The organism is Streptomyces sp. NPDC052052 (assembly GCF_040680455.1).
GTDB lineage: Bacteria > Actinomycetota > Actinomycetes > Streptomycetales > Streptomycetaceae > Streptomyces.
This window is the reverse complement of sequence record NZ_JBFAWU010000017.1, coordinates 66860-86580: the sequence shown is the minus strand read 5'-3', so window position 1 is coordinate 86580 and position 19721 is coordinate 66860. Positions and strand designations below refer to the sequence as shown.

The 19721-nt window shown below is 69.2% G+C and carries 20 protein-coding genes and 3 pseudogenes; 14 read left to right on the top strand and 9 right to left on the bottom strand.

The features are described from left to right. The first annotated feature begins 8 nt into the window (after positions 1 to 8). A complete protein-coding gene (locus AB0L71_RS21235) occupies positions 9 to 272 on the top strand; it encodes a hypothetical protein (protein WP_365245090.1) in 264 nt (87 codons plus the stop codon). After that, positions 254 to 457 carry a hypothetical protein gene (locus AB0L71_RS21230; RefSeq protein WP_365245087.1) on the top strand — a complete coding sequence of 68 codons (204 nt, stop codon included), beginning with the start codon at positions 254 to 256 and terminating at the stop codon, positions 455 to 457. The genes AB0L71_RS21235 and AB0L71_RS21230 overlap by 19 nt, the downstream gene beginning before the upstream one ends. 466 nt (positions 458 to 923) lie before the next feature. Here the strand turns inward: AB0L71_RS21230 and AB0L71_RS21225 are convergent, their stop codons facing one another. Next, positions 924 to 1340, bottom strand: a complete 417-nt coding sequence (locus AB0L71_RS21225; protein ID WP_365245084.1) for a helix-turn-helix domain-containing protein — start codon at positions 1338 to 1340, stop codon at positions 924 to 926. 79 nt (positions 1341 to 1419) lie between these two features. Here AB0L71_RS21225 and AB0L71_RS21220 point away from each other — a divergent pair, with 79 nt between their 5' ends. Next, the gene (locus AB0L71_RS21220) at positions 1420 to 2088 is read left to right on the top strand and encodes an SDR family NAD(P)-dependent oxidoreductase (RefSeq protein WP_365245081.1); all 669 of its coding nucleotides are present in this window, start codon (positions 1420 to 1422) and stop codon (positions 2086 to 2088) included. A gap of 300 nt (positions 2089 to 2388) precedes the next feature. Here the strand turns inward: AB0L71_RS21220 and AB0L71_RS21215 are convergent. From AB0L71_RS21215 to AB0L71_RS21205, 3 genes and pseudogenes are all read right to left on the bottom strand, one after another. Continuing rightward, a pseudogene (locus tag AB0L71_RS21215) lies at positions 2389 to 2580 on the bottom strand (IS701 family transposase); the annotation flags it as partial. 51 nt (positions 2581 to 2631) lie between these two features. Continuing rightward, positions 2632 to 2865, bottom strand: coding sequence for a hypothetical protein (locus AB0L71_RS21210; protein ID WP_365245078.1), 234 nt, complete (start codon positions 2863 to 2865; stop codon positions 2632 to 2634). Between the two features lie 110 nt (positions 2866 to 2975). Then, positions 2976 to 3473: a carboxymuconolactone decarboxylase family protein gene (locus AB0L71_RS21205; protein ID WP_365245075.1), complete on the bottom strand. Its 498-nt coding sequence runs from the start codon at positions 3471 to 3473 to the stop codon at positions 2976 to 2978. A gap of 172 nt (positions 3474 to 3645) precedes the next feature. Here AB0L71_RS21205 and AB0L71_RS21200 point away from each other — a divergent pair. The 3 genes and pseudogenes from AB0L71_RS21200 to AB0L71_RS21190 form a co-directional block, all read left to right on the top strand. Beyond that, positions 3646 to 4536, top strand: a pseudogene (locus tag AB0L71_RS21200) (pirin family protein); the annotation flags it as partial. Positions 4537 to 4572: 36 nt separating this feature from the next. Continuing rightward, entirely contained in the window at positions 4573 to 4911 is a 339-nt protein-coding gene (locus tag AB0L71_RS21195) for a GNAT family N-acetyltransferase (RefSeq protein WP_365245329.1), read from the top strand. Between the two features lie 275 nt (positions 4912 to 5186). After that, positions 5187 to 5732, top strand: a complete 546-nt coding sequence (locus AB0L71_RS21190; protein ID WP_365245072.1) for a hypothetical protein — start codon at positions 5187 to 5189, stop codon at positions 5730 to 5732. Between the two features lie 61 nt (positions 5733 to 5793). On the opposite strand, the gene AB0L71_RS21185 is transcribed toward AB0L71_RS21190, so the two are convergent. Together AB0L71_RS21185 and AB0L71_RS21180 are read right to left on the bottom strand one after the other, a co-directional pair. After that, entirely contained in the window at positions 5794 to 6498 is a 705-nt protein-coding gene (locus tag AB0L71_RS21185) for a glycerophosphodiester phosphodiesterase (protein ID WP_365245069.1), read from the bottom strand. A 21-nt stretch (positions 6499 to 6519) separates the two neighbouring features. Continuing rightward, positions 6520 to 7554 (bottom strand): adenosine deaminase, encoded by a 1035-nt coding sequence (locus AB0L71_RS21180; RefSeq protein ID WP_365245066.1) that lies wholly within the window; start codon positions 7552 to 7554, stop codon positions 6520 to 6522. Positions 7555 to 7686: 132 nt separating this feature from the next. Here AB0L71_RS21180 and AB0L71_RS21175 point away from each other — a divergent pair, with 132 nt between their 5' ends. Next, the gene (locus AB0L71_RS21175) at positions 7687 to 8427 is read left to right on the top strand and encodes a DUF4190 domain-containing protein (protein ID WP_365245063.1); all 741 of its coding nucleotides are present in this window, start codon (positions 7687 to 7689) and stop codon (positions 8425 to 8427) included. Positions 8428 to 8534: 107 nt separating this feature from the next. Here the strand turns inward: AB0L71_RS21175 and AB0L71_RS21170 are convergent, their stop codons facing one another. Continuing rightward, on the bottom strand, positions 8535 to 9083 hold the full coding sequence (locus AB0L71_RS21170; protein ID WP_365245060.1) for an NADAR family protein: 549 nt from the start codon (positions 9081 to 9083) through the stop codon (positions 8535 to 8537). Positions 9084 to 9288: 205 nt separating this feature from the next. Between AB0L71_RS21170 and AB0L71_RS21165 the strand changes: the two genes are divergently transcribed. The 7 genes from AB0L71_RS21165 (at position 9289) to AB0L71_RS21135 (ending at position 18565) form a co-directional block, all read left to right on the top strand. Further along, the gene (locus tag AB0L71_RS21165) at positions 9289 to 10803 is read left to right on the top strand and encodes a gamma-aminobutyraldehyde dehydrogenase (RefSeq protein WP_365245057.1); all 1515 of its coding nucleotides are present in this window, start codon (positions 9289 to 9291) and stop codon (positions 10801 to 10803) included. Positions 10804 to 10842: 39 nt separating this feature from the next. Then, the gene (locus AB0L71_RS21160) at positions 10843 to 12093 is read left to right on the top strand and encodes a spermidine/putrescine ABC transporter substrate-binding protein (RefSeq protein WP_365245054.1); all 1251 of its coding nucleotides are present in this window, start codon (positions 10843 to 10845) and stop codon (positions 12091 to 12093) included. 52 nt (positions 12094 to 12145) lie between these two features. Next, positions 12146 to 13294 carry an ABC transporter ATP-binding protein gene (locus AB0L71_RS21155; protein WP_365245051.1) on the top strand — a complete coding sequence of 383 codons (1149 nt, stop codon included), beginning with the start codon at positions 12146 to 12148 and terminating at the stop codon, positions 13292 to 13294. Then, a complete protein-coding gene (locus AB0L71_RS21150; RefSeq protein ID WP_365245048.1) occupies positions 13291 to 14217 on the top strand; it encodes an ABC transporter permease in 927 nt (308 codons plus the stop codon). The genes AB0L71_RS21155 and AB0L71_RS21150 overlap by 4 nt, the downstream gene beginning before the upstream one ends. Continuing rightward, positions 14217 to 15020 carry an ABC transporter permease gene (locus AB0L71_RS21145; RefSeq protein ID WP_365245046.1) on the top strand — a complete coding sequence of 268 codons (804 nt, stop codon included), beginning with the start codon at positions 14217 to 14219 and terminating at the stop codon, positions 15018 to 15020. The genes AB0L71_RS21150 and AB0L71_RS21145 overlap by 1 nt, the downstream gene beginning before the upstream one ends. A gap of 21 nt (positions 15021 to 15041) precedes the next feature. Further along, on the top strand, positions 15042 to 16457 hold the full coding sequence (locus tag AB0L71_RS21140) for an FAD-binding oxidoreductase (protein WP_365245043.1): 1416 nt from the start codon (positions 15042 to 15044) through the stop codon (positions 16455 to 16457). Positions 16458 to 16738: 281 nt separating this feature from the next. Next, positions 16739 to 18565, top strand: a complete 1827-nt coding sequence (locus AB0L71_RS21135; protein WP_365245040.1) for a glycoside hydrolase family 18 protein — start codon at positions 16739 to 16741, stop codon at positions 18563 to 18565. Here the strand turns inward: AB0L71_RS21135 and AB0L71_RS21130 are convergent. Both AB0L71_RS21130 and AB0L71_RS21125 read right to left on the bottom strand, forming a co-directional pair. Then, complete coding sequence (locus AB0L71_RS21130) at positions 18516 to 19232, bottom strand: phosphatase PAP2 family protein (protein WP_365245037.1); 717 nt, start codon at positions 19230 to 19232, stop codon at positions 18516 to 18518. The two genes, AB0L71_RS21135 and AB0L71_RS21130, sit on opposite strands and share 50 nt — an antisense overlap. 196 nt (positions 19233 to 19428) lie before the next feature. Further along, a pseudogene (locus AB0L71_RS21125) lies at positions 19429 to 19637 on the bottom strand (phosphoesterase); the annotation flags it as partial. Positions 19638 to 19721: the final 84 nt, after the last annotated feature.

Below are 19721 nucleotides of genomic sequence, written 5' to 3'. Positions count from 1 at the left end.
CGCCGTGCGTGGCGGCCGTGAACGGACTGGCCATCGGAGGGGCCGCGGAGCTGACCCTCTGCTTCGATCGCAGGGTCGGCTCCACCGACACCTCCTACCGCTTCCCCGAGAACGCGATGGGCTTCACCATCTCCCACGCCTCTTCGATCCTGCTCCCGAGACTCGTCGGAGCACCAACCGCCTGGACGTCATCCTCAGCGGCACCGAACTCGACGCAACCACGTGCCTGGGCATCGGTCTGCTCGACGAGGTCGTGGAACCGAGCTCGCTGATCACGTCGTGTCTGCGTGCCATCGACCGCTGGACCCCTCAGGGCAACACCGCCCACCTGCACCTCCCACTTCTGCGCCCCGACCTCGCGGCGGTGCGCAGCGCATTCGCGCGAGAAACGGCCGCGGCCGAACAAGCCTGGGCCTCCGGCGCCATGAGCGCCCAGATCTCACGCTTCGACGGCTGACACGACTGATGACGAAATCGACGAGCGCACGACAGAACACGTGCCCATCACTGGAGAGGACTCGGAGTGGTCGAGGCCGGCGCGGCAGCCGATTTGATCGCCGTCGACGGTGATCCGCTCGCCGATATCGGTTTGCCGGCCGAGGGCTCGACGCACATCCCGCTGGTGATCAAGAGGGGGAGGTAGTGAAGGATCTCCGTTGACGCCGAGCTCGCGCCTGCCCCCAGCGAAGCGGATGGGCAGGCACCGGCGAGGTCAACGGTGAGCCGTCACTGCTGGAACAGTGTCATGCCAGCCTGACCAGGGCCGGCATCGACGCGTCGAACACCGTCACCTGGGCACGGTGATCACCGCTGGCTACAGTCCCGCCTGGACACTCAGTGTGCTCTTGGCACGCAAGCTCGTCCGCAGCGGTCTGTGGGAAAGCTGGTCCGAGGTGACTGAGCGTCGCCGAGCGCCGTGCATGTCAGCGGGCGTCGAAGTCGCGGCGGGCGGACTCGATCTCGTCGTTGCGGTCGGTAGCCCATTGCGCGAGTGCGGTCACGATGACGCGAAGGCTCTCGCCGAGTGGGGTGAGTGCGTATTCGACGCGTGGCGGGACTTCGGCGTAGGCGGTGCGAGTGACCAGGCCGTCGCGTTCGAGGCGGCGCAGGGTGAGGGTGAGCATGCGCTGAGAGATGCCAGGGACGCGCTGGTACAGGGCGCCGAAGCGCAAGGGGGCGGAGGCTGCGAGGACTCCGATCACGAGGACGGTCCACTTGTCGCCGATGCGGTCGAGGGTCTGGCGGATGTTGCGTCCCCCGTCCGGCCATATTGCGCACGCGTCCGCTGCAAGCTGGTCGTCCGGGGCCTGGCTGGTGTCGTCGATGTGCGTTGCTGACATGAAAGTGCCTTTTGTAGACGTCGCTTCCTGTCCCTACCGTGGGCTACTTACTCATCGTAAGTATCAGGAGGTGTTTCGCATGGCTCCCGTCATCGCAGTGGTCGGTGCCGGCCCGGGCCTGGGGCTGGCAGTGGCCCGGGTCTTCGGCGGTCACGGCTTCGACGTCGCTCTCATCGCCCGCACCAAGGAAAAGCTCACCGCCCTGGTCAAGGACCTCGCCGAGGACGGGATCAGTGCGGCCGCGTTCCCTGCCGACACCGCTGATCCGGTCCAGCTCACGGACGCTCTGCAGCAGGCGGCTGAGCGCTTCGGCCGGATCGATGTGCTGGAGTTCTCCCCGCTCCCGGGCCTGCAGGTGGTGCAGCCGCAGGACGTCACGGTGGAGAACCTGCGGCAGCAGACCGATGCACTGCTCTACGGTGCCGTGACCGCGGCTCAGGCGGTGCTGCCCGGCATGCGGGAGGCAGGATCAGGAACGCTCCTGTTCACGACCGGCTCAGGAGCCATCGACCCCGTCCCGATGCTGGCGAGCATCAACATCGCCCAGGCCGGACAGCGCAACTGGGCCCTGAACCTGCACCAGACCCTTGCCGACGAAGGCATCTACGTCGCCAACGTCGCCATCGGCGTCATGATCGGCGATCAGGCACCGGAGGGCGTGCCGCACCGCACCGCGGACGACATTGCCCAGGAGTACTGGGAGCTGCATACCCAGCGCGAGAAGGCCGAGCACGTCATCTCCGCATGACCGCCGCCCCGACTCCGAGGGAGCACCCCATGCCGACCTCTGACGAACCCGCGATCACCATTGACGATCAGGTTTCTGCCCTGCGAGCAACTCTCACCGGGCGGGGCATCGCCCCCGGAGATGTACTCCCCGGCGCCGATGCCGCCGTCGGCCGCCCCGACGGGGCCCCAGACGCTGGAGGGTCCCTAGTAGGGCTTGGTCAGCTCGGTGTGAGGGCTGGTATGTCGCGGTGGCAGGTGGGGCAGACGCCGGTCCATACCGCGAGGAGGGTCTGTAGCTCGCGGACGACTTGGTAGAGGCTCAGGCCGGAGCCACGTCTTTTGGTGCTCTGGCCAGTCGCTGCAGGGTGCAGAAGGCGTGGGCGACGGAGAAGAGGGTGACGTGGTGGTGCCAGCCGTTCCAGGTGTGGCCCTCGACGTGGGTCAGGCCCAGGGCCTGTTTCATCTCCCGGTAGTCGTGCTCGATGCGCCAGCGGAGCTTGGCGATTCGGACGCCGCCCATGGGGAAGAGGATCAAGTCGTCCGAGCTTCTCGCTTCGGGCCGCTATGACTTTCGGCGCTGTTGCTGCGCGATGAACAGCAGAACCACGAGAGAGCAGACAGTGGAGAGCAGTCGCCATCCCGCTGTGGGAAAGGCCGCCGGAATCGCGAAGCCGCCGACCAGCAGCACGGCTGCGGCGGCCCGCAGGGTGCGATCTGAAGTGCCCTTTGAGGCTACGACAATTTTCGCGGTGAGAAGGAGGCACAGGATGCCGAGGATCACTTGGAGAGTGCTCAAGATGGCTCCTTGGTGAGTGGTCGAGGGGCGGGGCCCAGGACATCCCGGTCACAGGGCGCGCGAGGCGGCCGGCCTTCCCGCGCGCATCCGCGGCCGGCCAGCCCCGCCGGTCACACCGAGGGCTTCGCGGCGGCGGGGCGCACCGGGTGCTTGCTCATGATCGACACCCGGTTGAAGGCGTTCATCGTGATCGCCACCCAGATCACCGCCGAGACCTCCTCGTCGGAGAGAGCGGCCCGCGCCGCTGCGTAGGCGGTCTCCTGCGCGCCGGCATCCTCGGGATGCGTGGTGGCCTCGGCCAGCGCGAGCGCCGCCCGCTCCCGGTCGGTGAACAGCGCGGTGTCGCGCCAGGCGGGCAGCACTCCCAGGCGCTGCGTGGTCTCGCCCGCGCGCAGTGCTTGCCGGGTGTGCAGATCGAGACAGAACGCGCAGGCGTTGAGCTGGGACACCCGTATGTTGATCAGCTCGACGAGCGTCCGGTCGAGTCCGGCCTCGGCGGCGACCCCTCGAACCGCCTCGGCCGTAGCGGTCAGCGCGCGGTAGGCCTTGGGGCTCTGCTTGTCGATGAACACGCGCCCGCTGGTGGCTGCCACTGCGGTTTCCGTCACATGAACTCCTTCATCGCGCGGTCTCTCGTTGCTCGTATCATCTACCAGTGAATGTTGAAAGTGTAACTTTTCTTGGTGGAGGGGGAGCTGCCCAGTGAGCAACACGGAAACCCGTCCCGCCGGTCCGGACGGCGGAGCACCTGCGAACAGCCCGTCGCGACCGGGGACCCACGTGCTCACCGCGCGGAACGTCCCGCTGGGCGGCCCCCGGGCGATGACGGTGCGTCGCACCCTGCCCCAGCGGGCCCGGACGTTCATCGGCGCCTGGTGCTTCGCCGACCACTACGGTCCCGACGACGTCGCCGAGACCGGCGGCATGGATGTCGCGCCCCATCCGCACATCGGTCTGCAGACGGTCAGTTGGCTCTTCAGTGGCGAGATCGAGCACCGTGACAGCCTGGGCAGCCATGCGATCGTCAGGCCCGGTGAGCTGAACCTCATGACCGGAGGCTGGGGGATCAGTCACTCCGAGACCTCCACCCCGGAGACCACGGTGCTGCACGGCGTGCAACTGTGGGTGGCCCTGCCCGAGGCGCACCGCCACGCCGACCGGGACTTCCAGCACTACGTCCCGGACACCGTGGAACTGACGGGCGGCGAGGCCCGTGTGTTCCTCGGCTCGCTCGTCGGCGACACCTCTCCCGTACGCACCTTCACGCCCCTGCTCGGCGCGGAACTCATCGTGCGTCCGGGCGCCGGCCTGACCCTCGACGTCGACACGGGCTTCGAGCACGGTGTCATCGTCGACAGTGGCGACATCCGGATGAACGGTACGCCGCTGCGGCCGGCCGAACTGGGCTACGCGGCCCCCGGGCAGTCGACGCTCACCCTGACGAACGCCTCCGACGCGGATGCGCGACTGATCCTGCTGGGCGGGCCGCCGTTCCAGGAGGAGATCGTCATGTGGTGGAACTTCATCGGCCGCAGCCACGAGGACATCGTGCGGGCCCGCGAGGCCTGGCAGGCCGAGTCGGACCGCTTCGGCCGGGTCGAGGGCTACCCCGGCGAGCGGCTTCCCGCACCTGTGCTGCCCAACTCCATCCTCACCCCGCGGAAGAACCCCGCCCCCGCCCCAGCCCCCGCCCACGAAGGAACCCCGATGACGGACCAGACCCCTGCACCCCTCGTCCGGAACGTTGCCGACCGGCACCGCTACGAGATCCTGGTCGCCGGTGAGTCCGGTGGCTTCACGGCCTACCGCGACCGCGGCGCGCAGCGCGTCTTCTACCACACCAAGATCCACGAGGCCTTCTCCGGCCGCGGACTGGCCTCCCAGCTCGTGCGCGAGGCCCTGGACGACGTACGGGCTGCCGGGAAGCGCGTGGTTCCCGTCTGCCCGTACGTGAAGGCATTTCTGTCCAAGCACGAGGAGTTCGCGGACATCACGGACGCGGTGACGCCCGAGATCCTGCAGTGGCTCGACGCGGAGCTGAAGTGACGGTGTGCGCCATGGCGTCGGCCATCACGCGCTGAGTGCCGCCCGGTGGTACGTCCTCGCGGGATGCCGGGCGGATGCGGCCCCGCGGCGGCCCGGCCGCCCCGGCGTCCCGCGCTCCCCAGGCCCGGACCAGTGGTCTTTCGATCAGGTGATCGGCCAGTAACCGCGCCGCAGTTCCCTGGTTCTGATGCCCCGTCAGGAGAAGGTCCTGGTGTCGTCGCTCCCTCAGTCGGGGCGGCCTGAAGAGCCCGTGAACGCGGGCGTACGCTGCGGGCATGAGCGAGCGAAGAGCCTTGCTGAGGCGCATACGCGTGTGGTTGGCCGGCTTTGTCGTCTGTCTGGTGCTGAGCGGGGTGACCGCTTTCCCGCTTGTTCATGAACTCCACTGGGTCGAGGATCTGTTGAGGTCATCGGTCTCTCCTGTGCCCGAGCACTTCCCTGCCCTGATGGAGTGGATCACGCGTGTGCGTACCGGTCTCGACGAGGCCGACGCGACGTACCCCTTCGTGCTGTACGGCACCGACTGGCTGGCCTTCGCGCACCTCGTCATCGCGGTCGCCTTCTACGGCCCCTACCGCGACCCGGTCCGCAACATCTGGGTCATCGAGTTCGGCATGATCGCCTGCGCCGGGATCATCCCGCTCGCCCTGATCTGCGGACCGATCCGCGACATTCCCTTCTGGTGGTCCGTCATCGACATGTCGTTCGGAGTCTTCGGGGTGATCCCGCTGCTCGTCGTCCGCCGCATGATCAAGCGGCTGGAGGCGATGCCGCGGACGGCGGACCCGGTGGACGGACCTGCGGCCCCAGTGACGGTCTGAGTCACCGGGCCGACGGGGCGCCGAAGGCGGCCACCACGAGCATTCCCGTGATGCCGGACCGTCAACGAACCGGTGCGGCAGGGGAGTCGGCGAGGACGCTGCGCAGGGCGTCCACCCGGTTGGTGGTGACGGAGTCGACGCCCGCCCGCACCAGACGGCGCATGGTCCGCTTGGTGTCCACCGTCCAGACGGAGACCAGCAGTCCGTCCCGGTGCAGACGGTCCGTCAGGTCACGGTCCACCAGGCCGAACCGGTAGTTCAGCCACCGTGGCCGCACCGCGTCGAGCAGCGCGGCGCGGGGCGGCGCGAGGGTCGTCCGGGTCAGCGAGATCTCGGCGTGCGGATCGGCGGCGCGTACCCGCAGCATGGCATCGGCGCCCGCGCAGTAGTAGACCTGCTCGGCGGCCCCGTACTCGTGCACCGCACCCACGATCCCGGGTACGGAGTCATCCGTGGAGCCCGGCAGGTCGATCATGACGCGGTGCGTCCCGGCGGCTTGCAGCGCGTCGCGCAGTGTGGGTACACCGCCTCGGGTCAGCTCGGTGAGCTCCTCGAGGGTCAGCCGGTCGAGGCGCACGTCATGCCCCCACAGCCGCTCCAGGGTGGCGTCGTGCAGCAGCACGGGTACGCCGTCGCGGGTGACGCGCACATCGATCTCCACCGCGTCCGCGCCCCGTTCGAGGGCGGACCGGATCGAGGGCAGGGTGTTCTCGCGGACACGGTAGGGATCGCCGCGGTGGGCCACGGCGGTGACGGTGGTGACCATGCGCCCATTGTGGCGCCGGAGTCAGCGGCCCGCGCGCTCCAGCCAGTTTGCCGTGTACGTGTCGATCTCGGCGGCCAGCGCGCGCTTGCCGGCGGTGTCGAGGTAGGACGCCTCCACCGCGTTCTTCGCGAGCGCGGCGAGACCGGACTCGTCCAGATCGAGGAGCCGGGCCGCCACCGCGTACTCGTTGTTGAGGTCGGTGCCGAACATCGGCGGGTCGTCGCTGTTGATGGTGACCAGGACGCCCGCCTGCACCATCTCCCTGACGGGGTGCTGCTCGATGTCGGCCACCGCCCGGGTAGCGATGTTCGAGGTCGGGCAGACCTCCAGCGGGATGCGGTGCTCGGCGAGGTGGGCCAGCAGCTTCGGGTCCTGGACGGAGCTGGTGCCGTGGCCGATGCGCTCGGCCCGCAGATGGGTCAGCGCGTCCCAGACCGTCTGCGGTCCGGTGGTCTCCCCGGCGTGCGGCACGGAGTGCAGGCCCTCGGCGATCGCCCGGTCGAAATAGGGCTTGAACTGCGGTCGCTCCACACCGATCTCCGGGCCGCCGAGCCCGAACGAGACGAGCCCCTCCGGCCGCAGGTCCACCGCGAGCCGGGCTGTCTCCGCGGCCGATTCGAGCCCCGCCTCGCCGGGAATGTCGAAGCACCAGCGCAGGACGACCCCGAGCTCCGCCTCCGCGGCCTTGCGGGCGTCCTCTATCGCCTCCATGAACCCCTGCTCCGGGATGCCGCGACGGGTCGAGCTGTACGGGGTGACGGTCAGTTCCGCGTAACGGATGTTCTGCCGGGCCATGTCACGGGCGACCTCGTAGGTCAGCAGCCGGACGTCCTCCGGGGTGCGGATCAGGTCCACGACGGAGAGATAGACCTCGATGAAGTGACCGAAGTCCGTGAAGGTGAAGTAGTCGGCCAGGGCCTCGGGATCGGTCGGGACCCTGGAGTCGGGATGGTGCGCGGCCAGCTCGGCGACGATGCGGGGCGAGGCGGAACCGACATGGTGGACATGCAGTTCCGCCTTGGGCAGCCCAGCGATGAAGGGGTTCAGATCGGTCATCGGATGCTCCGGGGCGTGGACGGTTCGGTGCCGGGCACGCGACGGCCGGGCAGGGGACGGGCATCATCGTAGGCCGGGTCCGGCCGGGCGAGGGCGGGCCGTAGCATGACGGGATCACGATGGGGGAGGCCCATGTCACACAACGAAGAGCAGCCCGAGAGCGGGGCCGCGCCGCGCGATCCCTGGGCCCCGCCGGACAGCAGGGTGCCGCTGGAGAAGCCGGCCGGTGATCCCCGGCCGCCCGCTGTGCATGATCAGCCGACGGTCGCGGCGATACCGGGGGAGGACGGTCCGGCCCCGGCCCCGGCCCCGGCCCCGGTCGCGGGACCGGAGTCCGGGGCGGGAGCGCAGAGCGGGCCGGCGGCCGGGTTCGGCCCCGGGTTCGGGGGCGCGCAGGTGCCGCCGCCGCCGATCGCGCCGAACGGACCGGGGCAGCAGGTCCCGCCGGCCGCGGGACAGTACGGCTACCCGGCCGCCCCGGCTCCGCAGTACGTCAACTACCCCGGATACACCGGCTACGGCCAGGCCCCCTGGGGCGGGCCCGCGCCGTCGAACGGCATGGGTACGGCGGCCATGGTGCTGGGCATCCTGGCCCTCTGCATGTTCTGCGTCTACGGGATACCCAGCCTGATCCTGGGCATCCTCGCCCTGATCTTCGGCATCCTGGGCCGCGGCCGGGTGAAGCGCGGTGAGGCGACCAACAGCGGTCAGGCTCTCGCCGGAATCATCATGGGATCCATCGGCATCGTCCTGGGGGTGGTGATCATCGGCTTCTTCGTCTGGCTGTTCGCGACCCACGCCGACGAGTTCGACGACGACCCCTACATGGACGACCCGTACGCCACGTCCCTGGTCGTCGACGTCACGCGATAGTCGGCGCCGAGCACCGGTGCCCCGCCTCTGCGGGCACCGCGCCGTATCCCTCCCGGTGGCCGGGGCCGGACCCTGGCCCCGGCCACCGGACCGTTCCCCGGGGCGTCTCATCGGGCGCGCAGCGCCGTGCGGGCGTCCATCAGCGCGAACCCCAGCAGATTCAGCCCCCGCCAGGTCGCCGGATTCTCCGCGCGCGGGTCGTCCGCCGCCAGCCCGATGCCCCAGATCCGGTCCATGGGGCTCGCCTCGACCAGGACCCGGTCCCCGGTGTTCAGCAGGAACTCCCGCAGCTGCGGATGGCCGCCGAACTTGTGGATGCTGCCGGCCACCACCAGGGCGTAGCGCTCGCGCTCCCACACCGCTTCGTCGAAACCGCGGACCAGTCGGCCCACCTTCTTCGCCTGGGCCGGGCTCTTCGCGGCCACCGCGCGGTCCTCGGCCTCCGCGTCGCCGAAGAGCCGCGCCTTGCCGGCCATCATCCAGTGCTCCGCCGACGCGTACGTCACGCCGTCGACTGTGAAGGGAGCGGGCCACCACTGACTGAGGCAGCTCGCACCGATGCGGCCGTCGGGCCGAGGACGGTGTCCCCAGAAGCGCAGGTACTTCACCCGCTGGCCGCGTGCGGTCCGCGCCAGGAGATCGTCCATGGGTTTCATGGCAGCCGAGTCTGGCATCCGCCACGGACACTCCGTACGGGAATTCCGCGGTGACGCGACACATAGTCGACAGATTCCGTCGCGTAACCAAAAGGCAACAACGGAATCACTTGTTGGGACCGATCCACTCTGTCAGGATCGTCACTCAAATCGGGCAGAAGCTACGCCGCCCGGGTTTCCGGGAGCTGCGGCGGAGGAGAGCGTGATGGGCAACGGCATCCAGGTGCAGGACCGCTTCGCGGACGGTGCACAATACATCGGCGGAAAGCTGCGATCCGGCACGTCGGGACGACAGCACGCAGTGGTGAACCCGGCGACGGGCGAGACCGTCCTCACGTACGAGCTGGCAGGCACCGCCGACGTCGACGCGGCCGTCGCCGCCGCCCGCGAGGCGTTCCCCGGCTGGTCGGGCCTGGCCCCGGCCGAGCGGGCCGAGGTGATGCACCGCTTCGCCGCCGTGCTCGCCGAACAGGCCGACGACTTCGCCCACGTCGAGTCGCTCCAGTGCGGCAAGCCGATCAAGCTCTCCACCGAGTTCGACGTGCCCGGCACCGTCGACAACACCTCCTTCTTCGCGGGCGCGGCCCGTCATCTGGAAGGCAAATCGGCCGCCGAGTACGACGGTGACCACACCTCGTACGTACGCCGTGAGGCGATCGGTGTCATCGGCTCCATCGCCCCCTGGAACTATCCGCTCCAGATGGCCGCCTGGAAGATCCTCCCGGCCGTCGCCGCGGGCAACACGATCGTGCTCAAGCCCGCCGAGATCACCCCGCTGACCTCGCTGATGTTCGCCCAGGCGGCCACCCTGGCGGGCGTCCCGGACGGGGTCATCAACATCGTCACCGGTGCGGGCAAGGAGGCCGGCGAACACCTCGTCGGCCACCCGGACGTCGTCATGACCTCCTTCACCGGCTCCACCGCGGTCGGCAAGCGGGTCGCGGAGATCGCCACCTCCACCGTCAAGCGGCTCCATCTCGAACTCGGCGGCAAGGCCCCCTTCGTGGTCTTCGACGACGCCGACCTCGAAGCAGCCGTCCACGGCGCGGTCGCCGGAGCGCTCATCAACTCCGGCCAGGACTGCACCGCCGCCACCCGCGCCTACGTCCAGCGTCCGCTGTACGACGCCTTCGTGCGGGACGTCGCCGCACTGATGGAGACCGTCCGGCTCGGCGACCCCTTCGACCCGTCGACCGACCTCGGCCCGCTGATCAGCCACGCCCAGCGGGACCGGGTCGCCGGATTCGTCGAGCGCGCCCGCGCCCACGCCACCGTCGTGACCGGCGGCGAGGCCCCCGGCGGCGCACTCGCGGCCGGCGCCTACTACCGGCCGACCCTGATCACCGGTGCCGCCCAGGACAGCGAGATCGTCCAGTCGGAGATCTTCGGCCCGGTCCTGGTCGTGCTGCCCTTCGACACCGACGACGAAGGCATCCGCCTCGCCAACGACACCCCGTACGGACTCGCCGCCTCCGCCTGGAGCCGCGACGTGTACCGGACGGGCCGCGCCACCCGCGAGATCAAGGCGGGCTGTGTCTGGGTCAACGACCACATCCCGATCATCAGCGAGATGCCGCACGGCGGATACAAGGCCAGTGGCTTCGGCAAGGACATGTCGTCGTACTCCTTCGAGGAGTACACGCAGGTCAAGCACGTCATGTACGACAACACCGCGGTCGCCCGGAAGGACTGGCACCGCACGATCTTCGGGGACCGATAAGCAGGCCGCCCCGGCCCCACTCCCGAAAGGGCATTGCACATGGAGCAGTACGAGCCCGAGTGTCTCTCCGCGGCCCAACTGGCCGCCATCCGACGTAGCCTGACCCATGGCCGGGGCGCCATGACCCGCCGGTCGCTGCTGCGCGCCTCCGGCATGGGGGCGCTCGCGATCGGCGGTCTCGGTACGCTGAGCGCCTGCGGCATCCCGGCCGCGAAGCGGGAAGGCGACGCCGCGGCGGCCTCGGACGACCACTCGGCACAGGAGAAGCAGATCAACTTCTCCAACTGGACCGAGTACATGGACGTCACTGAGGACGGGAAGGGCCGGCCCACCCTGGAGGCGTTCACCAAGCGCACCGGGATCCAGGTCAAGTACACCGAGGACATCAACGACAACGTCGAGTTCTTCGGCAAGATCAAGCCGCAACTGGCGGCGGGCCAGGACACCGGCCGCGACCTCATCATCGTCACCGACTGGCTGGCCGCCCGGATCATCCGGCTCGGCTGGGCCCAGAAGCTCGACCCGACGAACCTGCCGCATGCCTTCGCCAACCTCTCGTCCCAGTTCCGCACCCCCGACTGGGACCCGGGCCGCGCCTACTCCTATCCATGGACCGGCATCCCCGCCGTCATCGCCTACAACTCCAAGGCGACCGGCGGACGCAAGGTGGACTCCATCACGCAGCTGCTCGACGACCCGGCGCTGAAGGGACGGGTGGGGTTCCTCTCCGAAATGCGTGACTCCGTCGGCCTGACCCTCCTCGACATGGGCAAGGACCCCGCCTCGTTCACGGACGCGGACTTCGACGCCGCGATCGGCCGGATCCAGAAGGGCGTCGACAAGAAGCAGATCCGCCGCTTCACCGGCAACGACTACACCGCGGACCTCGACAAGGGCGACATCGCGGCCTGCGTCGCCTGGGCCGGTGACATCATCCAGCTCCAGGCCGGAAACCCGGACATCAAGTACGCCATTCCGGCCGCGGGGTACGTCACGTCGACCGACAATATGCTGGTCCCGGCCCAGGCACGGCACAAGACCAACGCCGAGAAGCTGATCGACTACTACTACGAGCCCCCGGTCGCCGCGGAACTCGCCGCGTACATCAACTTTGTCTGCCCGGTCGACGGTGTCCGCGAGGAACTCGCCAAGATCGACAAGGGCATGGCCTCCAATCCCCTGATCCTCCCCGACAAGGAGATGGCGGCCAGATCGCACTCCTTCCGCTCTCTGTCGGCGGAGGAAGAGACCGCGTACGAAGAGAAGTTCGCCAAGCTCATCGGCGCCTGACCGCCTCGCCCCGCCCCCCGACTTCCCCCTGACACCACTGGGACTGCGATCCATGACACAGCAGCAGACCGGCGGCGACGTCCGCCTCACCGGGATCAGCAAGACGTACGGTTCCTTCACCGCCGTCGAGCCGCTCGACCTGACCGTCCCGCAGGGCTCCTTCTTCGCACTGCTCGGCGCGTCCGGTTGCGGCAAGACCACCACTCTGCGGATGATCGCGGGCCTGGAGGAGGCGAGCACCGGCACCATCTCGCTCGGCGACCGGGACATCACCGACCTGCCCCCGTACAAGCGGCCCGTCAACACGGTCTTCCAGAGCTACGCGCTCTTCCCGCACCTGGACATCACCGAGAACGTCGCCTTCGGTCTGCGCCGCCGCGGCATCAAGTCCGTGAAGAAGCAGGTCGACGAGATGCTGGAGCTCGTCCAGCTCGGAGACTTCGCCAAGCGCAAGCCGCACCAGCTCTCCGGCGGCCAGCAGCAGCGCGTCGCCGTCGCCCGCGCTCTGATCAACCACCCGCAGGTGCTCCTCCTGGACGAACCGCTCGGCGCCCTCGACCTCAAGCTGCGTCGCCAGATGCAGCTGGAACTCAAGCGCATCCAGACCGAGGTCGGCATCACCTTCATCCATGTCACCCACGACCAGGAGGAGGCCATGACCATGGCCGACACCGTCGCGGTGATGAACGCGGGCCGGGTCGAGCAGCTCGGTGCCCCCGCCGATCTGTACGAGAACCCGAGGACCACCTTCGTCGCCAACTTCCTGGGCACGTCCAACCTCATCGAGGGCGAGATCGTCTCGGCCGGCCCGGAGGTCGTCGTGGAGGCCGGCGGCGGGAAGCTGCGGCTGCCCGCCGACCGGTGCGCGGCGCCCGCCGCCTCTGGCGGCAAGCTGCTGCTCGGCGTACGCCCGGAGAAGATCGCGCTCGCGCACGCCGACGAGGCGGACGCGATAGCCGACGGCCGCAACCGCGTCACTGGCCGGATCGTCGACTCCAGCTTCATCGGCGTGTCCACGCAGTACCTGGTGGAGAGCCCGGCGGGCAAGGCGCTCCAGGTGTACGAGCAGAACATCGAGCGGGACGCCCGGCTCACGCCGGGGGCCGAGGTCGTGCTGCACTGGAACCCGGCGCACACCTTCGGCCTGGACGCCTCGCAGGACATCGACGCCGGCGTGGAGACGGTGGAGGACGCGGCGTGACCGTCACCCAGGCGCCGCCCGCCGCGCCCGTCACCGAGCCGCAGATGCGCAAGCCTGCCGTCCGCAAGCGTCTCGTCCCCTACTGGCTGCTGCTCCCCGGCATCCTGTGGCTGGTCGTCTTCTTCGCGTTGCCGCTGGTCTACCAGGCGTCGACCTCCGTACAGACGGGCTCCCTGGAGAAGGGGTTCGAGGTCACCTGGCACTTCCAGACGTACTGGGACGCGCTGAAGGAGTACTACCCGCAGTTCGTCCGGTCCCTGCTCTACGCCGGTACCGCCACGATCCTGTGCCTGCTGCTGGGCTACCCGCTCGCGTACCTCATCGCGTTCAAGGCCGGCCGCTGGCGCAACATCGTCCTGGTGCTGGTCATCGCGCCGTTCTTCACCAGCTTCCTGATCCGTACGCTCGCCTGGAAGACGATCCTCGCGGACGGCGGCGCGGTGGTCGGCGCGCTGAACACCCTGCACGTCCTGGACGTCACCAGCTGGCTCGGCTGGACGGAGTCCAACCGGGTCCTGGCCACACCGATGGCGGTGGTCTGCGGCCTCACGTACAACTTCCTGCCGTTCATGATCCTGCCGCTCTACACCTCGCTGGAGCGGATCGACGGCAGACTGCACGAGGCGGCCGGTGATCTGTACGCCACCCCCGCGACCACCTTCCGCAAGGTGACCTTCCCGCTCTCCATGCCGGGCGTCGTCTCCGGAACGCTGCTGACCTTCATCCCGGCCAGCGGTGACTACGTCAACGCGGAACTGCTGGGCTCCACCGACACCAAGATGGTCGGCAGCGTCATCCAGACCCAGTTCCTGCGCGTCCTCGACTATCCGACGGCGGCCGCGCTCTCGTTCATCCTCATGGCGGTCGTCCTGATCATGGTCACCGTCTACATCCGCCGCTCCGGGACGGAGGACCTGGTCTGATGCCCGTACTGCGCTGGTTTCGCCGGAACCTGATCGTCATCGCGGGTCTGCTGACCCTCGCGTACCTGATCCTTCCGAACGTCGTCGTGATGGTGTTCTCGTTCAACAAGCCGAAGGGCCGCTTCAACTACGCCTGGCAGCACTTCTCCCTCGACGCCTGGAAGGACCCCTGCGGCGTCGCCGACATGTGCGGCTCGCTCTCGCTGTCCCTCCAGATCGCGGCGTGGGCGACCGTCGGCGCGACCGTCCTGGGCACGATGATCGCCTTCGCGCTGGTCCGCTACCGCTTCCGGGCGCGTGGCGCGATCAACTCGCTGATCTTCCTGCCGATGGCGATGCCCGAGGTCGTCATGGCCGCCTCGCTGCTCACGCTCTTCCTGAACATGGGCGCGCAGCTCGGCTTCTGGACGATCCTCATCGCGCACATCATGTTCTGCCTGAGCTTCGTGGTGACGGCAGTGAAGGCGCGTGTGATGTCGATGGACCCGCGACTGGAGGAGGCGGCCCGCGATCTGTACGCGGGGCCCGTGCAGACCTTCCTGCGGGTGACGCTGCCGATCGCCGCCCCCGGAATCGCTGCGGGAGCGCTGCTCGCCTTCGCGCTCTCCTTCGACGATTTCATCATCACCAATTTCAACGCGGGCTCCACCGTGACCTTCCCCATGTTCGTCTGGGGATCGGCGCAACGCGGTACGCCCGTGCAGATCAACGTGATCGGCACCGCGATGTTCGTCATCGCCGTGCTGATCGTCGTCGCCGGCCAGCTGATCGCGAACCGGCGGAAGAACAGCACATCCCAGTAGGTTCTGAAGGAGTTGGAAACCATGGCCCCAGCTGCCATGCGTAGTGCTGCACAATCACTCTCCGACGCACAACCCCTCGCGTTCTGGCTGGACGACCCCGGCAAGCCCGAAGCGCTGCCCGCGCTCACCGGCGACGAGCACTGCGATCTGCTCGTCATCGGCGGTGGCTACAGCGGTCTGTGGACCGCGCTGATCGCCAAGGAACGCGATCCCGACCGGGACGTCGTACTCATCGAGGGGAACGAGGTGGGCTGGGCCGCCTCGGGTCGCAACGGCGGATTCTGTGCCGCCTCCCTCACCCACGGTCTGCCCAACGGCCTGGAGCGCTGGCCGGACGAGATCGGGAAACTGGAGGAGCTGGGCGGGCGGAATCTCGATGCCATCGAGGCGGCCGTCGCCCGCTACTCCATCGACTGCGCCTTCGAGCGCACCGGTGAGATCGAAGTCGCCACCGAACCCCACCAGCTCGAAGAGCTTCACGCCTGGCACCAGGAGGCCGAACGGCTCGGCTTCACGGGGACGGAGTTCCTGGACCAGGACGCCATGCGTGCCGAGGTCGACTCGCCCACCTTCCTGGGCGGTCTCTGGGACCGGGACGGCGTCGCCATGCTGCATCCCGCCAAGCTGGCCTGGGGCCTGAAGCGGGCCTGCCTCGACCTCGGTGTGCGGATGTACGAGCACACCCGGGGCCTCGAACTGGCCAGGTCCACCTCCCACATGGCGGTCCGCACACCGTACGGACGGGTCCGCGCACGCCAGGTCGCGCTCGGGACGAACATCTTTCCCTCCCTGGTCAAGCGGGTACGCGCGTACACCGTGCCGGTCTACGACTACGCGCTGATGACCGAACCCCTCAGCTCCGACCAGCTCGCCTCGATCGGCTGGGGGAACCGGCAGGGACTGGGCGACAGCGCCAACCAGTTCCACTACTTCCGGATGTCCGCCGACCACCGGATCCTGTGGGGCGGCTATGACGCGATCTATCCGTACCGGGGCCGGCTGAACGCCGATCTCGATCAGCGGCCGGAAACCTTTCTCAAGCTCGCGGGCCAGTTCTTCGAGTGTTTCCCGCAACTGGCCGGGCTCCGTTTCAGCCATGCCTGGGGCGGGGCGATCGACACCTGTTCCCGCTTTTCCGCGTTCTTCGGTACGGCCCATCGGGGCCGGGTCGCCTACGCCGCCGGATACACCGGACTCGGTGTCGGAGCCACCCGGTTCGGGGCCGAGGTGATGCTCGATCTGCTGGCGGGCGAACAGAACGAGCGGACCGCTCTGGAGATGGTCCGCAGCAAGCCGATGCCGTTCCCGCCGGAGCCCTTCGCCTGGACCGGGATCGAACTCACCAAGCGGTCCCTGGCCAGGGCCGACCGCAACGGCGGCCACCGCAACCTCTGGCTGCGGACGATGGACCGGCTGGGGCTCGGCTTCGACAGCTGAGCACGGCGCTGCGCCCGCTCCCACGGGCGCGCGACGCAGGACGCGGACGCCTGTCGACGGGTAGCACGAATCCGCGCGAGGGGTCGTCGCCACTCCTGTCTCCCGTGTGGACCGGCCATGGATGGTCGGTCCACACGCCCTGGGGGAGTGGCGGGGCCGTGAGGAGGGAGCGGCGGGCCTGCCTCGACGAGGCCCAGGAACTGTCAGAAGCCTTGACAACCTGATTGGTCTGGACCATGTTGTGGCGGCCGCACTCAATTCCCCCCTGCACGGAGGCCGTTGTGGAACGCACGGGACCCCCCGCCCGATTTACCGGACTTCTGGCCGCCTCGGTGGCGGCCCTGCTCGCCGCCGGCGGTCTGGCCGCCACCGCACCGTCCGCCACCGCCGCCGACTCCGATCTGGCACGCAACGGCGGCTTCGAGGCCGGTCTCGACGGCTGGAGCTGCACCGGTGGCGGCGGAGCGGCCGTCAGCACGCCCGTACACAGCGGTACGTCGGCGCTGAAGGGGACCCCGACCAGCAGTGACCACGCCAAGTGCTCCCAGTCCGTGACGGTCAAGCCGGACTCCACGTACACGCTGAGCGCCTGGGTGCAGGGCAGCTACGTCTACCTCGGCGCGGAGGGCACCGGCACGACCGACGTGTCCACCTGGACGCCGTCGGCGGCCGGCTGGCAGCAGCTCACGACCACGTTCACGACCGGGCCGTCCACGACCTCGGTGACCGTCTACACCCACGGCTGGTACGGCACCCCCGCCTACTACGCCGACGACCTCACCCTGATCGGACCCGGCGGCGATCCGGTCACAGTCCCGGCCGCCCCCACCGGGCTGAAGACCGCCACGGTCACCGACTCCTCGGTCGGCCTCTCCTGGACGGCTGCCTCCGGGGCCACCGGCTACCACGTCTACCAGGACGGCACGAAGGTCCTCGCCGTCACCGGCACCTCCGCCACCGTGACCGGCCTGGCCGCGTCGACCGCCTACAGCTTCCAGGTGGCCGCGACCAACTCCGCGGGCGAGTCCGGCAAGTCCGCCGCGGTCTCCGCCACCACCACGGCGGGCGGCGGAGGCGAAGGCGGCGGGGACCTGCCCGCGCACGCCCTCGTCGGCTATCTGCACACCAGCTTCGCCAACGGCTCCGGCTACACGCGGATGGCGGACGTGCCCGACTCCTGGGACGTCATCGACCTGGCCTTCGGCGAGCCGACCTCGGTCACCTCGGGCGACATCCGCTTCTCGCTCTGCCCGGTCACCGAATGCCCGAACGTCGAGTCCGTGGCCGAGTTCAAGGCGGCCATCAAGGCCAAGCAGGCGGCGGGCAAGAAGGTGCTGATCTCCATCGGTGGCCAGAACGGTCAGGTGCAGCTCTCCACCACCGCCGCCCGGGACACCTTCGTCTCCTCCGTCAGCAAGATCATCGACGAGTACGGTCTGGACGGCCTGGACATCGACTTCGAGGGGCACTCGCTCTCGCTGAACACCGGGGACACCGACTTCCGCAACCCCACCACCCCGGTCATCGTCAACCTGATCTCCGCGGTGAAGACCCTCAAGGCCAAGTACGGGGACACGTTCGTGCTCACCATGGCCCCCGAGACCTTCTTCGTGCAGCTCGGCTACCAGTACTACGGTTCGGGCCCGTGGGGCGGCCAGGATCCCCGTGCCGGCGCCTATCTCCCGGTCATCCACGCGCTGCGCGACGACCTGACCCTGCTGCACGTCCAGGACTACAACTCCGGCTCCATCATGGGTCTGGACAACCAGTACCACTCCATGGGCGGCGCGGACTTCCACATCGCCATGACCGACATGCTGCTCACCGGATTCCCGGTGGCCGGCGACCAGACCAAGGTCTTCCCGGGGCTCCGCCCCGACCAGGTCTCCATCGGTCTGCCGGCCTCCACCCAGGCGGGCAACGGCTACACCGCGCCCGCCGAGGTCACCAAGGCACTGAACTGCCTGACCAAGAAGACCGACTGTGGTTCCTACGCCACCCACGGCACATGGCCGGGGCTGCGCGGACTGATGACGTGGTCGATCAACTGGGACCGCTTCAACAACGGGGAGTTCGCGAAGAACTTTGACGCCTACTTCGGTAGCTGAGGCCCAGCGGCAGCAGCAGCGGCCCGCACAGCAACCAACTGGCCACCACGTCCAGCGGCCAGTGGTAGCCCCGTCGGACCAGCCCGAACGAGACGCCGAGGACGAGGACGGCACAGAGGGTGAGAAGGGCGAGGCGGGCGAGGGCCGAACGCAGCCACGGCAGGAGGAGCAGGGTCGCGGAGCCGTACGCGATGGCGGCGGTGGCCGTGTGCCCGGAGGGGTAGTAGTCGCCGCCCGGCGGCATGACCGGGGTGCCGTGGCGGCCGGTCCACTCCTTCAGGGGCACGATGATCGCCGGCACCAGGGCCATGAGTACGCACGCGGCGAGCGGCGGCAGCCACCAGCGGCCCGCCCCGTCTGTGTGGCCCCGCCAGGAGACGTACACCGCGACCAGCGCCAGCAGGGGCACGGCGATCTGACCATTGCCTAGGTCGGCGAGCAGCTCGGACCACCGGTCCGGGTGGACCAGCGCATGGCTGACCCGTTCGTCCACGCCCAGCAGCGGGCCATCGGCGAGCACCTGCCAGGTGATCAGCGCGAAGAGGAGAACCGACAGGCCGCACAGCAGGAGGAACACGCGCAGGGAGAGCCGGAGGGAGCCCGGTCGCTCGGCGACCGGCGGGGTGGGGGCGCTCTCGGACTGCGGGGCGGGGCGGGTCGGCGACATGGGGTCCAGCGTCGCAGATCCGGCCGGGGCGGGGCGGCCGGAGCGCTGCCCCGGGTCCTGGGCTCCGCACCGAAGCCTTGCCGGCGCCGAATCTGCGCTGGGTGCTCAGGTTCTGGGCGCGGACATGGAGGGGCAACGGTGTGCTCCGGCCGGGACGTCGAAGCGTCGGCATGGAGGGGGAAGGGGAGGCCGACCGCCCAGGAACAGGGGGGGTGGTTCCGGGGCGGCCGGGCTGATCGGTTGCCGCGCGCCCCGGGGGGTCTGGGGCGAGCGGCCATCCGATCGGTGAGGAGTTCCGGAGCCGGAGGCTCCAGTGGTGTGCGCGAGGGCACGGCCAGGACGGTGCTGGGGGAGCTCCGGCCCGGCGTCGCCGGCAGTCCCCTGCGGGCGGGGTCTTTCTCTCATCTGCCCCGACCGTACGCCAGTCGAAGGGGGAACCGACAGACGGAAGCAGATCCCGCCATCGGCCCCCCACACCTTCTTCACAGG